The organism is Planosporangium mesophilum, from assembly GCF_016863255.1.
GTDB lineage: Bacteria > Actinomycetota > Actinomycetes > Mycobacteriales > Micromonosporaceae > Planosporangium > Planosporangium mesophilum.
This window is the reverse complement of record NZ_BOON01000052.1, coordinates 22,271-36,208: the sequence shown is the minus strand read 5'-3', so window position 1 is coordinate 36,208 and position 13,938 is coordinate 22,271. Positions and strand designations below refer to the sequence as shown.

Sequence of the window (13,938 nt, the reverse complement as noted above, 5' to 3'; positions counted from 1 at the left end):
ATCAACCCATAGTGAGCTGTCAACGGGTCTGTCAGGATTGTGTCGCCCCCGGCCGGACCGCTGTCGTCCCGGTGACACTGATCAGATCAGAGAGCTACTCACATCGGCGGGGAGGCGGATGAGCGCCGACTCGCCCGCGCAGCGGGCCTGCGAGGCGTTCGTGGCGGAACTGGTGCGCTGGCGCATGGACCGGGGCATGTCCAAGAAGCACCTCGCCGCCGCGATGGGCTTCGACCCGTCCTATGTCAGCCACGTCGAGGCGCGCCGGCACCGCCCGACCGAGGACTTCGCCCGCCGGGCCGAGGCCGTCCTGCACGCCGACGGTGCGATCTGGCAGCGGTTCCGGGAGTACGACAAGCTCCGGGCCGGGGCTCGGGCGCGGGTCGGCGCGGCGGGCCGGGACCCTCCCGTACTCGAGCAGTGGCTGCCTCCCGGCGTCGGGCTGATCGTCGAGCGGGAGGTCGCCGAGCTGTCCTACACCGACGGCGGGTACGTGTGCCGGGTCCGGCGGATGCTCTACAACGGCGGCCGGGAGCCGGTCGCCCGCTACCTGATCCGCATCGCCGTCGACCGGTACCCGCAGCAGCCGGACCTGTCCAACCGCCACTACCACGACCACCCGCTGAGCTGGGACGAGCTGGGGCTGCGGGCGTGGACCGGCGGTGAGGAGATGGAGTGGCGTCCCAAGACCGACCGGGACGCGTTCAAGGAGGTCTGGCTGCTGTTCGAGAACGCCGAGAGCCGGTTTCCGCTCTACCCGGGGCAGCGCACGCAGATCGAGTACAGCTACCGGGTCGGCGTCGACAAGTGGGGCCAGTGGTTCCAACGGGCCGTCCGGCTGCCGACCCGGCAGCTGACGGTACGGCTGTCGTTCCCGGTCGCGGCCCGGCCGGTGGTCTGGGGCGTGGAGACGTCGCTGTCGGCGGAGTCCGTACCGCTGCACACCCCCATCGAGCAGGAGGTCGCCGACGACCGCGTGCTCTTCTCCTGGACTACCGACACCCCGCTGCTGCACGCCCGCTACCGGCTGGAGTGGCGTTTCCGGTCGCGGGGCCGGCCCGGGGCGACGAATCGGCCGGACGCCGAGTCGGCCGCCGTCGACAGCGACACCGAGTCGGTCGCCGGTGACAGTGACGCCGAGTCGGTCGCCGGCGACGCCCACACCGGCGACACCGACGCCGGCCCGCGCACGGAGGTCCGGGCCAGTGACCGGATGCGCGCGGTCGGCATCGTGCAGCGGGGCGCCGAGGCGTTGCGCGACGAGGCCCGCACGTTCGACCTTCCCCGTCAGGAACTGGTGGCGCGCGGCGTGGTGTCCCGGCTGTTCGCCGTGCTGGACCGGGTCGGTGCGCTGCACCCGTTCCGCAAGGGGGTGGGGCTGGCGGCGCCGCAGCTGAACCTGGGCTGGGCCGCCGCGGTGGTACGCCCGGCCGCCCCGGAGCGGCAGCCGATCATCCTGCTCAACCCCAGGATCCTGGAGACGTCGCCGGACCTGGACGAGCAGTACGAGGGCTGCCTGTCGTTCTTCGACGTCCGCGGCCTGGTCAGCCGGCCGCTGTGGGTCGCGGTGGAGACCACGCTGCCCAACGGCGCCCGGGTGGTCAACCGGTACGACCGCGACCTCGCCCGGCTCGTCCTGCACGAGATCGACCACCTGCACGGGCGGCTCTACGTCGACCGGATGCCGCCCGGCTCCCTCCTGGTACCCGTGGAGGAGTACCGGGAGACCGGCCGCCCGTGGCGGTACTGACGCCTACAGATCGCCGAAGGCGTCGTACTTGATCCGCATCGACGGCACCTGGAGCTCCGCGAGCGTCCGCATCGTCGCCTTGACCATCTTCGGCGAGCCCGACACGAAGAAGTCGTGGTTGTTCCATGGTCCGTAGCGGGCGATGACCTCGGAGATGTTGCCCTGCTCACCGCTCCACGTCGGGTCGTCGCTGCACGCCGTGACCACCTGCACCCACGGGTACCGGGAGGCGAACTCGGTCAGGGCCTCCAGGTCGTAGAGGTCGTCACGGTCCTTGGCGCCGAAGAAGACGTGTACCCAGCGGTTGCGGTTGAACCGGGCCAGCTCCTCGATCAGCGCCTTGATCGGCGCGAGGCCGGTACCGCCGGCGACGAAGACCACGTCGCGGCTGGAGCTGCGGTCCAGGGTCATGGAGCCCATGGGCGCGGCCAGTCGGAGCATGTCGCCGGCCCTGAGCCGGCGGACCAGGGCACTGGAGACCCAGCCGGCCCCGATCGCGCGCACGTGGAAGTCGATCGTGTTGTCCTCGCGCATGGCGTTGGCGGGGGAGTACATCCGCCACAGCCGCGGCTGGTAGCCGGTCTCCAGGCTGAGGTACTGGCCGGCCTCGTACTCGATCGCCTGCATCGGCCGGCAGGTGAAGACGGCGATGTCGCGGCTGCGGCGCTCGTGCTTGATCACCTCGGCGTGCCAGAACGGCGGCGTGTCGGAGTCCTCCTCGGCACCACGGATCATCGCCTGGGCGATCCTGTCGTACCCGTCGCGCCAGGCCTGCTCGTACTCCAGCGACCACTGGTCGCCGGCGTAGGTGCGCAGGGCCTCCAGCAACGCGCCGCGGAGGAGGTCGTAATGCTCCGGCTCGGCGTGGAACTTGCGGTGGTCGCGGCCGAGCGAACGCAGGTACTCGTCAAAGCGCTCCGGGTCGTCGACCGTCTGCACGGCGCTCACGATGGCGCCGAGCAGCCGTGCCCGCTGCACGTCCATCTGTACCGGGAAGAGGTCCCGCAGTTGGGGGTTGGACAGGAAGATGCGGGCGTAGAAATGCCTCGCGACCTTGTCCTGCTGCTCCTCAACTAGGGTCCAGCTCTCCTTCAACAGCCGCGACATACTGTACATCGACGCCCTCTGATGTCTTTGGTCCTCACGACGCGCGGGGTGACCGCGTCGGTCGGACCTGGCGGAGCCGGTTCGGCGCTAGGCGAATCGGCTCCATCCGTGGGTATGGCCATGGCACGTGCTGGTCATGGGGTGTGTGGTCATGTGTCGTGCGCGTGCCGTAACCAAGAGTGCTCACGCTCGTTTGGCGGTCGTCGCACAGGGTGTGCGATCAGGACAAATGGATCATGCAATTTCCATCTCGCTGTGCGATCGTGTGCACGTGTGGTCATGCGGTCCGTGCGTTCGGGGACCCCTTGTCATCCGATCCGAGGAGCGTCGTGGACCGCACCACCCCCTGGCCGGGTTCGGCCGGTGAACATCAACTGCAGGACCGGTACGGAACCACCGAGCGGGCCCAGCGTTTCTACTCCCAGCAGGTGCTCGACCATCTGAACGAACCGATGCGCGAGTTCGTGGTCGCGCAGGAGATGATGTTCGTCGCGACCTCCGACGCTCACGGCGAATGCGACAACACATTCCGCGCCGGACCGACCGGCTTCGTACGGGTACTCGACGACCAGCGACTGACCTGGCCGGAGTACCGGGGCAACGGCGTGATGGCGAGCCTCGGCAACATCAGTGAGAACCCGCACGTCGGGCTGCTGTTCATGGACTTCACCCAGAGCGTCATCGGCCTGCACGTCAACGGCCGCGCGACGATCATCGAAGACGCCGCGATGCGCGCGGAGTACGAGGATCTCGACGCCGACGACATCCCCGGCCGGCGCCCGGAGCGGTGGGTCGTGGTGGAGGTCGAGGAGGCGTACATCCACTGCGCCAAGCACATCCCCCGGCTGGTGAAGGCGCCGCGGGAACGGGCGTGGGGCACCGACGACGTGCGGCGCAAGGGTGGCGACTTCTTCCAGGCGTCCGGCGAGCAGCGGCCGTGGGCGCCGGATGCGGCGGCCGAGGCGGCCTCTACCGCGCCGGACGCGGCACCCGAGGCGGCCTCTGCCGCGTCGGGGGTGGCTCCGGCGGCGCGTCGCCCCGCCGAGCCGGACCCGTCCGAGGGCCCCGCCGAGCCCGACCTGTCCGAGGCGCCGGACGGCGTCGAGGCTATCGGTGCGGCTACAGCTACCGGTGCGGCTGCAGCTACCGGTTCGGCTGCGGCGTCCGATGAGGCCCGAGCTCCGGGCGCGACCGAGGCCACCGCGGCCACCGTGCCCACGCTGACCGAACCGGGACGCCGCTCGCCGGGGCGGCACCGGCGGTTGCGGGGGTTGCTGGGTCACCGGCCGAGGTCCGGCGAGGATCGCTGACCCGCCGGTCGTCGTACCGCGTCTAAGGTGGGCGCGTGGATCGTGATCGTCGGCGGGTCCTGCGGGCCGAGGTATTGCTGGTACTCGGCGTCTCGCTGGGTGCGTCGGCGGTGTACGCGGCCGTCTCGCTGATCGCCAAGCTGACCGCGAGCAAGCCGCTCAGCCAGCAGCACGCGACCCTCAACCCCTCGCAGGCCCCCGGCCGGCCCTGGCTCGACCTCACGTACCAGCTACTCGGGATCTTCTTCGCCCTGGTACCCGCGCTGCTCGCCCTGCACCTGCTCGCCCGTGACGACGACTCCCCGCACGGCGTATGGACCAGGCTCGGTATCGACCGGCGTAGGCCGACGTTCGACCTGGCCGCGGGGGCGGTACTGGCGGCCGTGATCGGCATCCCCGGCCTCGGGCTCTACCTGCTCGCGCGGGCTGTGGGGGTCAACGCGACCGTGGTGCCGGCGGCGCTGCCGCACGTGTGGTGGGCCGCTCCGGTACTCGTGCTGTCGGCGCTGCAGAACGCCGTACTCGAAGAGGTCGTCGTCGTCGGGTACCTGCTCACCCGGTTACGCCAACTCGGCACCTCGACCGTCACCGCCGTCGCGACGAGCGCGCTGCTGCGCGGCTCCTACCACCTGTACCAGGGGTTCGGCGCCTTCGTCGGCAACGCCGTGATGGGTGTGGTGTTCGCGGTGTTCTTCCTACGTACGAGGCGGGTGGCGCCGCTCGTCGTGGCGCACGCGATCCTCGACATCGTGTCGTTCGTCGGGTACGCGTTCTTCGCCCATCGATTCGCGTTTCTGCGTTAGTCCTTTGTAGACGTTTCGCGCGGACGCACCCTACGCTTTGCGCAGGTGCACCCTACGGTGACTTCCGCACATAGGTGGGACCTAATATGCTGCCGCCCACGTGGGCTCGCACCCACCTGGTCGGGAGTGCGGCATCGGCCGTCGCCCGGCAGCGCTCCGTGGGTGGTCCATGGGGCGGGCAGGCACGGAGGTTCAAAGACCAGTGTCATTATCTTCACGGGCCGGGCGTCGCCGCCCGGCCGCGCTCGCAGTAGCCACCGTCGCGGTCACCGCGTTCGGGCTCTTCACCCCCGGGGGAGCCGTCGCCACCGCGGCACCGGCGGAGCCGGCGGCTCTCTACCTCGTACAGACCCAAGGCGCGTCGATCGCCGGCTACGAGGGCGGCGTCCAGAACATCCCCGCCACCAAGCCGGAGCAGGGCAAGAAGCTGGACCGGCACTCCTCCGCCTACCAGACGTACCGTCAGTACCTGCTCGACCAGCACAAGAAGGTGCGGCAGTCGGCCGGCGTCGACCACAAGACGATCGCAGAGTACAGCACCACCTGGAACGGGTTCGCCGCGAAGCTGACCCTGACCGACGTCGCCAAGCTCAAAAACACGCCCGGCGTGGTCGACGTGTTCCGGAGCAAGGTCCACCACGTCAGCACCGTCAGCACGCCGTCCTTCCTCGGCCTGGACGGCCCCGGCGGGGTGTGGCAGAAGCAGTTCGGCGACCCGGCGCACGCCGGTGAGGGTGTCATCGTCGGTGTCCTCGACACCGGCTTCTGGCCCGAGAACCCCAGCTTCGCGCCGCTGCCCGAGCCGCGCCCGGACCAGGCGGCCATCGACGCGAAGTGGGGCACCGGCGCGACCGCGGCGCAGAAGTGCCAGACCGGTGACACCGGCCCCATCAAGTGCAACAACAAGGTGATCGGGGCCCGCTGGTTCAACGCCGAGGGCTACGGCGACGCCAACCCCGGCGAGTTCCACTCCCCGCGCGACCACCACGGCCACGGCTCGCACACCGCCTCGACGGCGGCCGGCGACAACGGCGTGATGGCGGCGGTCAACGGCTCGAACATCGGCCGGATCTCCGGCATGGCGCCGGCCGCCCGGCTGGCCATCTACAAGGTGCTCTACACCACCGCGGACGGCAGCGGCGGCCAGGGCGGCACGGTCGACATCGTCGCCGCCATCGACCAGGCGGTCGCCGACGGCGTCGACATCCTGAGCTACTCCATCGGTGACGACGACGACGCGATCGGCCCCGAGGACCAGGCGTTCTTCAACGCCGCCGCCGCGGGCGTCTTCGTCTCCGCCGCCGCCGGCAACAACGGCGCGGCCGGCGCGGCCACGGTCGACAACGCCTCGCCGTGGATGACGACGGTCGCGGCCAGCACCCACGACCGCGGATACAGCAAGACGGTGACGCTCGGCAACGGTGCCTCGTACACCGGCGCCGGTCTCGGTACCGAGGCCGTCTCGGCTCCGCTGCTGGACTCGGTGAACGCCGGTGCGGCCGGCCAGGACGCCACCGCCGTCGAACTGTGCACGCCCGGCACACTCGACCCGGTCAAGGTGACCGGCAAGATCGTGCTCTGCAAGCGCGGCGTCGTCGCCCGCGTGGACAAGAGCAAGGCCGTCAAGGAGGCCGGCGGCGTCGGCATGATCCAGTACAACCCGTCGCCGAACTCGCTCAACGCCGACTTCCACTACGTGCCGTCGATCCACGTGGACCAGACCGCCGGTGCGGCCATCAAGGCCTACATCGCGGGTACGGCCAACCCGACCGCCTCGCTGTCGCCGGCCACCCAGGTCAAGAACGAGGCGCCGGAGATGGCCGCGTTCTCGTCCATCGGCCCGTCGGTCAGCAGCAGCGGTGACCTGCTGAAGCCGGACATCACCGCGCCCGGCGTCGACGTGCTCGCCGCCGTCGCCCCGCCCAGCCACAACGGCCAGGACTTCGACCTCATGTCGGGTACGTCCATGGCCACGCCGCACATCTCCGGCATCGCGGCTCTGATCATCGCCAAGCACCCGAACTGGTCGCCGATGGCGGTCAAGTCGGCGATGATGACCACTGCGTACCAGCTCGACAACGCGGGCAAGCCGATCCAGCGCGACGGCGCCGACGCCAACCCGCTCGACTTCGGCGCCGGTCACGTCAGCCCGGCTCCGGCGTTCGACCCCGGTCTCGTGTACGACTCGAACCCGCTGGACTGGATCCGGTACATGTGCGGAGTCGGCGTGCCCTTCAAGGTCGGGCCGGCGCCCGGCTGGGACGTCTGCCCGTACATCGGCAAGATGGACCCGAGCAACCTCAACTACCCGTCCATCGCGGTCGGTGACCTCGCCGGCGAGCAGACGATCACGCGTACCGTCACGAACGTCTCCGGGGCGAGCACGTACACGGTCAAGGTGCAGGCTCCGGCCGGCCTGTCGGTCACGGTGAGCCCGTCGGTGATCGTGGTACGTCCCGGCCAGTCGGTGACCTACAAGGTCACGATCAAGCGGACCGGTGCCGCCGCCGACGCCTGGGCCTTCGGCTCGCTCACCTGGAGGGACACGCGCGGCCACGCCGTGCGTAGCCCCATCGCGGTGCGGCCGGTCGACGCCACCGCGCCGAAGATCACGCGGCCGGGCGCCAGCGCGGCGTTCGCCTCCGAGATCTGACGCCACCACCCCCGTTCGATGCCCCGGTTACCCTCGCGGTAGCCGGGGCATCGGCTTTGATCGGGTATCCGCTCCTGAGCCGGACATCGGCGGCTACCCCCTGTACAGCTTCGCGGCCCGCGCGGCCAGCAGTTCGGTACTGCGGCCGTCCAGGATCGCAGTGAGCGCCGCACCAGCGCCCGGCACGATCCGGGCAGCCTGCCGCGCGGTGCTCATCCGCATCACCGCGCGCCCCGCGACCCGTACCAGCGGGACCGTCACGCGGGGGGCGTCGTAACCACCGTCGGGTCCGTCGTCGACGACCTCGCGGGCCACCGCGAGCGCCTGCCGGGCCGCCGTCGCGTCCGGGTGTACCCCCAGCAACGTGAGCAGTTCCGCCGCGCGGTCGGGGTCGGCCGGTTCCCGCCCGTACACGGCCGCGATGTCGAGTACCAGCCGCGCCTGGAGCCACAGCAGCGCCGCCGTCTCCGCGAAGACGGCCAGCGGTCCGACCAGGCCGGCCATCGCTCCCTGGGTACGGGCCTGCCGTACCGACCGGGCAGCCGCGATCCGGGCCAGCCCGTCGGGGTCCGCGCCCGGATAGGTGTCGCGCAGCCACCTGAGGTGGTCGGCCGCCTGCGGGCCGAGCCGCTCGACCGCGGCGAGCGCGAGCAGTTCGGTCGCGTACCCGGGGCTTGTCTTGATGATCGGCCACAGGTGCCGCTGAACCGAGGTCGGTGGCGGGGTGGGGGCTGGTCGCGCAGCGATCGGCGTCGGGGGTACCGCCGGGGCGGTGAGCGGTGCCATCACCTTCGATGCCTCGGCCGGCTTCACGGCGTCCACCGGCTTCGGCGTCATCTCCGCCGTGACGGCCTCGACCGGCTTCGTGGCTTCCTCCGGCTTCGCCGGGGCCTTCTTCGCGGGGGCCTTCTTCGCGGGTGCCTTCTTGGCGGTCGCTGGCGCCGGCGTCGGGCTCTCCGCCGGTGCGGCGGACGGCTGGACCTGATCTTGTGGTGGCCGCGCCGCCGGTGTGGCCTTCTTGGCTGCCTTCTTCGCCGCCTTCGCGGCTGCCTTCTTGGCCGGCGGCCGCCGTTCGGCCCGGGCGGCGCCCGACCCCGCAGGTGTGGCGCTCGTCTCGGTCGGGTCTGCCGGCCGCTGGCTCGGCGCCGGCGGGGTCGGGTCAGGTCGCCCGACCGCCGCCTTCGCGGGAGGTTTCGGCTCCGCCGCCGCGTCGGGCGGGACCGGTGGGACGAATGTGGCTGGGGGGATCTTGCGCGGTCGGGGGGTCCTGCCGGCGCCGGTGGTCGCCTGCTCGGCCGCCGCGGACGGGTCCGACGTATCGTTCGGCTTCGCCTTGGCGGCGCGCTTACGGGGGGTCGCCGCCGTCTTGTCGTCCTCCATGGTCCGAGATTAGTGCTGTACAGGCGGGGGTGCGCGCTGAAACGCCATCGGGTTTTGACGATGTCCGGACCACGGCGCCGGCTGCCGCCCGGAGTGCGGGGGCGGTACGCCTAAACTGTCATGAAGACCACACTCTGATGGTGTCCCTCGATGAGTGGTCGCCCCCTGCGCCCGGTGGTAGGGGCCGGCCGCCAAGAGCGACTTGCCGACGGGATACCCGCTTTGCCCGGCCAGGGGCTTTCCCTGTATCCTCGGTCGGCGGTGGCCCCCGTGGTCACCATGGAGGCTTCGCCTAGTCTGGTCTATGGCGCCGCACTGCTAATGCGGTTTGGGTCTTAAAGCCCATCCCGGGTTCGAATCCCGGAGCCTCCGCGCTTCGACTGGTGTGTACACTAGCCGAGCAGCAATGAGCGCCCGTAGCTCAACGGATAGAGCATCTGACTACGGATCAGAAGGTTAGGGGTTCGAATCCCTTCGGGCGCACGGTACGGAAACGGCCTCCCACCTGCGGTGGGAGGCCGTTTCGCTATCTGCAACGGCCGATCATCTGATCGGCCGTTGCTCACAGATTGCTCACGAAGCCTTCCGCTTGGGCCGATGGCGCGTCAGAAGCTTCGACGCTTTCTCGACCTGCTTCGACGTGACCTTCCGCAGGATGTGCTTGTACACCCGCCGCGTCACGTCCGGGCTCGCGTGGCCGAGGATCATCTGCACTACCTCGATCGGCACGCCACCGGCCAGCATCAGCGAGCACGCGCCGTGCCGGGTGTCGTGCAGCCGGATGACCGGCAGGCCGCAGTCACGAACGTGCTGCTCGAACTCCGCTGTTACGCGGTCCGGCCGCAACGGCAGGCCGTCCGGGCGGCAGAACACCAGGTCGTGATCGTCGTAGTCCAAGCCGAACAGGTCGCGCTCGATCTGCTGGGCGGCGCGGTGCCGCGCGAGCGCTTCCTGCGCTGGCGCGGCCAGCGGCACCCACCGGCGGCCCGCCCGTGATTTCGGTGGCTTGAGCAGCCGGCCGACGTGCACCGCACCGCAGATCGAGCACCGTGCCTGCTCGGGCGTGACCTGCTTGCGCGTGACCGCCACGTTGGTCAGCCGGACCGTCAGGCCACCGCAGTCGGGGTCGATGTCGGACCACCGTAGGCCGCACAGCTCAGCCCGGCGGAGTCCGCCGTACGCGGCCAGCTCGTACAGCGCTGACAGTCGGTCGGACATCACGTGCTCCAGGAACCGCGCCGTGTCCTCCATCTCCCACATCACCGGCTCATCGTCGGTCTCCGCGGTTGGCCGGGGGATCGCGTCCAGTCGGCCGAGGGCGGGGTTTACCGCGATCAGTTCGCGGCGTTGCGCCGCCGCGAGCGCGGCGCGGATGGTCTTGCGGTAGCTCTCGATCGTGGCCGGCGACCGGCGGGTGACGCGACGGCCGACGTTGCCCGTAGGCCGGTCGCCGTCCAACGGGGCTGCCAGTGCCGCAAGCACGCGTTCGATGTGGCCGCGTCGTACGTCGCGCAGGAGCATATGCCCGAGCTGCGGTTTCCAGGCGTCCCGGACGTGCGTGCGGTAGTTCGTGATCGTGTTGACGGCGCGATTGGCGGCGGCCAGCTCGGCGAGCCATTGGTCGAGCCACCTGCCGAGGGTCATGCCCTTGTCATCCGTCCATGTGCCCGCGTTGAGCTTCGCCAACTCGGCGGTGAGCGCGTCTTCGGCCTCGGGCTTGGTCTTGAAGCCGGAACGCGTGATCTGTCGACGCTTGCCGGTCTCGGGATCGGTACCGGCGTCCACGACGTACGACCATGAGCCGTGCGGCTTGCGACAGTTCTTGATCCGCTTGCCGTTGGCGTCGCGACACTGGCAACGCTTGAAGACCGATCCTCTCATTGACGTGACCTTTCGGCGTGATCGTTCGGGTAGCGGGTAGCGGCTGGCGTGGGTCGCCGGGGCCGGTTTTTCGGGGGTTTCGGGGGCCGGGCGGGGGTGTCGCTACCTGCTACCTAGGGCCGTTTGGGCTGGTCAGGTAGGTAGCGGCTGGGGTAGCGCTGGCGCTACCTGGTAGCGGGGCGCTACCTGTGGCGCGACCGGCGATGGAGGCGGCTGGGGCGGATCCGTCACGCGGGCCGGCGCCGTTTCGTCACGGCGGGAATCGGGTGGCCCCCGCCGGGCGCGGGGGCCACCTCGTTGGAGCCGTGGCGGGACGGTCAGGAGGAGCGGTTGCGGCGTTCCTCGCGGCGTAGCTCGCGCTCGATGTCGTCGGTGCTGGCCTCGGGGAGGTTGTCGAGCCAGGTGTGGAAGCGGCGCTTGGGGATGACCCACCGGCCGCCGAGCTTGAGTGCGGGGATGTCTCCGGAGCGCACGAGGGCGTAGGCGCTGCCTCGCGACAGGGACAGCATGTGTGCGACCTCGGTGACGGTGTAGACCGCGCAGGCTCCGATGGACACAACGGGCGCGGGTGAGTTGGTCGGCTCGGCGGGCCGGTCGGGTTGCTGGCTTGGGACGCGGTGGGCGAGGGGGATGACGTTGCTGGACACCGGAGAGTCCTCCAAGAGTCGTGTACGGACCGTGATCGGTGGTGATCGCGGGGCGGTGCGGCCGTTGGTGCGGTTGGGAGGGTGCTCGCTAGCGGCGGGGCGGCGTGTCGGAAACCGCGTGTGGGGCCGGTTTTCGGGGTGGCGGGCGTTTGTGCTGCTAGCCGCTAGCGTCCTGGTGGTGATCGGTTTGAGCCGCTAGCACGGGTGCTAGCGCTAGCAGGGGAGGGTGCTAGACCTAGCGGCGATCCGGTAGGGGGTGCTATCGCAGTCGCCCATTACCGAATGGCCATGACGCAGGTCGATCCATTTACCCTCTGTCGATGCTGGCGGCGGTGGTCTACGGTGCGGGCGTGATCACCGACGAGGATTTAGGCAAGATCCGCAGTACCCGGACCTACCGGGCCGCGATCTGGTCGGCGCGGTTCAACGTCATCTTGGTCGCGCTGTTCTTTTCGCTGGCATACGCCGGAAAGATCGACCCTAAGCAGTGGTTCCCGTCGCTGTGGCTGTTGGGTTTGGTGTTGATCATTACCGGTTTGGTGTTGCTGCGTCGGTCGGGTGTGCCGTTTACGGGCATCGGCCCGTTCAAGGGGGTGCGGGACCCGCGCATGATGTGGCAGATCTACAAGGACCTGGTCTGGTTTCGTCGGCCGTGACTGGACGATGGGCGTGAGGTCCGCGGTCGCGCAGCTGCGGCACAGGCCGTAGGCGAGGATGACCGGGCCGTAGGCGGCGGCTCCGGCGTGCAGCCGGCGCGCGTACCGGCGGCAGCGGTCGCAGGTGGCGTCTTCCAATGGCGTGGGCTTGAGCGCGGGCAGGCAGCCGGCGCAGACCAGCAGGCCGGGTGCCCAGACGGCGGCGTGCGCGACGGTCGGTGCGGGGCCGAGGTGAAGGCAGGCGCGGGCGGTGCCGTCGGCCAGGGCGCCGACGAGCGCGGCGGCCTGCTCAGCGAGCCACCCGCCGGCCGGGGTGGTGGTGGTGAGGTCGGCGTGGGTGGCTTTGGCGACCTCGGTGAGCACGCGCAGGGCGTGGGCGGATGCGGCGGCGATCTGGTCGGCGAGCGCGGTCGGGTGGGTGATCGGGGTGCTCATGCTGCGCTGCCTCCGGTGGCGTCGGAGCGGATGAGGGTGAGCGGCGTCGGTGACGGTGCGTGAGCCGGTTGGGCCAGTTGAGCCGCAGTGGGGCCAGTTGGGCCAGGACTGGGAACGTGGCCCAACTGGCCCGACTGTGGCCCAACTGCGGGCGTCGGTGACGCAGCGTGGCCGGTGTTGATCCGCCAGACCGCGCGGGCCGGGAAGCCGGATCGCTCGCTGACCACGTGCGCGCGGACGCGGGCACGCTTGAGGGTGCGTTCGGCGATGCCGGCGGCCTTGGCTGCCTTGGCGATGTCGTCGCGGGGGGCCTCGCCGCCCCGCTCGGCGAGGTAGTTGACCAGCCAGGCGGCGGCCTCATCACGCTCGGCGCGGTCGTCGCCGTCGCCGGCCGTCTCGCCGAGGATGTCCGACACCGACCGGTCGGACTCGCCGGTGAAGACCAGCCGGCCGACGTAGGCCGGGCCTTCGTCGGTGGAGATCTCGGCCGACTCCACGACGTAGCGCAGGGACGGCAGGTCGAGGCGGCCGAGGTTGTTCTTGGCCTGGCTCATGACGCAGGAGCCGTCGCCGGCTTCGTCGTCGCGGGCGATGGCGATGACCGCACGTGCGACCGCGCTGAACGCGCGTGAGCCGGTGATGAGGTTGAGCGCGTCGGCGCTGGTGGACTTGTTGAAGTGCGCCAGTCCGACCACGGCGCAACCGGTCTGGTCCGCCATCCGGGCCAGCGGTTCCAGCGCGGTGCGCAGGTCGCGGTCGCGGTGGGTATCGATGCCGGCCGCGATCAGCGACAGCAGCGGATCGGCGGCCAGCAGCGCCACGCCAAGCCGGTCGATCTCGACGGCCAGGGCGGCGCAGTCGCGCGGCAGGGTCAGCGCGTCGAAGCCTGCGTCGTAGGCCACGTCGACGCGATAGACCATGTCCAGGTCGGCGCCGGCCGCGTACAGGCGCGGGCCGATGGTGTGCGCCCACGAGTCCTCGGTGGCGGCGTAGATGACCGGGCGGGGGGTGCCGTAGTGCAGTCCGGGCAGGGTGCCCCGGGTGATCTGCGCCGACAGCCACGCCAGCGTGAGGGACTTGCCGATGCCCTCGCGGCCGGGGATGACCGTGATGGAGCCGGCCGGGATGCGGTCGGTCCAGGTCCAGTGGACCGGGCGCATTCGGATCGCCGAGGCCGGGGTGAGTAGGATCCGCCGGCCGTCGTTGTCCGGGTTCGTGTCCGGTCCGGTCGGTGGGTCTGCGGGCATGGTGGCCTGCGGTGACGCCGGTCCGGTGACCGGCTGTGCGGGGACGTTCGCGGGTGCGGTCATACGGCA

The 13,938-nt window shown here is 70.5% G+C and carries 10 protein-coding genes and 2 tRNA genes; 7 read left to right on the top strand and 5 right to left on the bottom strand.

What is annotated here, in order from left to right:
• Nucleotides 1-118: 118 nt before the first annotated feature.
• Nucleotides 119-1,750, top strand: coding sequence for a peptide deformylase (locus Pme01_RS25195; RefSeq protein WP_168113926.1), 1,632 nt, complete (start codon nucleotides 119-121; stop codon nucleotides 1,748-1,750).
• A 3-nt stretch (nucleotides 1,751-1,753) separates the two neighbouring features.
• Here the strand turns inward: Pme01_RS25195 and Pme01_RS25190 are convergent, their stop codons facing one another.
• Nucleotides 1,754-2,866, bottom strand: coding sequence for a globin domain-containing protein (locus Pme01_RS25190; RefSeq protein WP_168113927.1), 1,113 nt, complete (start codon nucleotides 2,864-2,866; stop codon nucleotides 1,754-1,756).
• A gap of 320 nt (nucleotides 2,867-3,186) precedes the next feature.
• On the opposite strand from Pme01_RS25190, the gene Pme01_RS25185 reads away from it, so the two are divergent.
• The 3 genes from Pme01_RS25185 to Pme01_RS25175 all read left to right on the top strand — a co-directional run bounded on the left by Pme01_RS25185 (nucleotide 3,187) and on the right by Pme01_RS25175 (nucleotide 7,623).
• The gene (locus Pme01_RS25185) at nucleotides 3,187-4,167 is read left to right on the top strand and encodes a pyridoxamine 5'-phosphate oxidase family protein (RefSeq protein WP_239088454.1); all 981 of its coding nucleotides are present in this window, start codon (nucleotides 3,187-3,189) and stop codon (nucleotides 4,165-4,167) included.
• A gap of 35 nt (nucleotides 4,168-4,202) precedes the next feature.
• A complete protein-coding gene (locus Pme01_RS25180; RefSeq protein ID WP_168113929.1) occupies nucleotides 4,203-4,970 on the top strand; it encodes a CPBP family intramembrane glutamic endopeptidase in 768 nt (255 codons plus the stop codon).
• Between the two features lie 202 nt (nucleotides 4,971-5,172).
• Nucleotides 5,173-7,623, top strand: a complete 2,451-nt coding sequence (locus tag Pme01_RS25175) for a S8 family serine peptidase (protein ID WP_168113930.1) — start codon at nucleotides 5,173-5,175, stop codon at nucleotides 7,621-7,623.
• Nucleotides 7,624-7,716: 93 nt separating this feature from the next.
• On the opposite strand, the gene Pme01_RS25170 is transcribed toward Pme01_RS25175, so the two are convergent.
• Complete coding sequence (locus tag Pme01_RS25170) at nucleotides 7,717-9,003, bottom strand: EcsC family protein (RefSeq protein ID WP_168113931.1); 1,287 nt, start codon at nucleotides 9,001-9,003, stop codon at nucleotides 7,717-7,719.
• A gap of 281 nt (nucleotides 9,004-9,284) precedes the next feature.
• Here Pme01_RS25170 and Pme01_RS25165 point away from each other — a divergent pair.
• Together Pme01_RS25165 and Pme01_RS25160 are read left to right on the top strand one after the other, a co-directional pair.
• Nucleotides 9,285-9,375, top strand: a tRNA-Ser gene (locus Pme01_RS25165).
• A 38-nt stretch (nucleotides 9,376-9,413) separates the two neighbouring features.
• Nucleotides 9,414-9,486, top strand: a tRNA-Arg gene (locus tag Pme01_RS25160).
• Between the two features lie 90 nt (nucleotides 9,487-9,576).
• On the opposite strand, the gene Pme01_RS25155 is transcribed toward Pme01_RS25160, so the two are convergent.
• Nucleotides 9,577-10,884 carry a site-specific integrase gene (locus Pme01_RS25155; protein ID WP_168113932.1) on the bottom strand — a complete coding sequence of 436 codons (1,308 nt, stop codon included), beginning with the start codon at nucleotides 10,882-10,884 and terminating at the stop codon, nucleotides 9,577-9,579.
• A 317-nt stretch (nucleotides 10,885-11,201) separates the two neighbouring features.
• On the bottom strand, nucleotides 11,202-11,531 hold the full coding sequence (locus Pme01_RS31225) for a helix-turn-helix domain-containing protein (protein ID WP_239088453.1): 330 nt from the start codon (nucleotides 11,529-11,531) through the stop codon (nucleotides 11,202-11,204).
• Nucleotides 11,532-11,851: 320 nt separating this feature from the next.
• On the opposite strand from Pme01_RS31225, the gene Pme01_RS25145 reads away from it, so the two are divergent.
• Nucleotides 11,852-12,187 carry a hypothetical protein gene (locus Pme01_RS25145; RefSeq protein WP_168113933.1) on the top strand — a complete coding sequence of 112 codons (336 nt, stop codon included), beginning with the start codon at nucleotides 11,852-11,854 and terminating at the stop codon, nucleotides 12,185-12,187.
• Between the two features lie 431 nt (nucleotides 12,188-12,618).
• Here Pme01_RS25145 and Pme01_RS25140 read toward each other — a convergent pair whose 3' ends face one another.
• Nucleotides 12,619-13,932, bottom strand: a complete 1,314-nt coding sequence (locus Pme01_RS25140) for an AAA family ATPase (RefSeq protein WP_239088452.1) — start codon at nucleotides 13,930-13,932, stop codon at nucleotides 12,619-12,621.
• Nucleotides 13,933-13,938 lie beyond the last annotated feature (6 nt).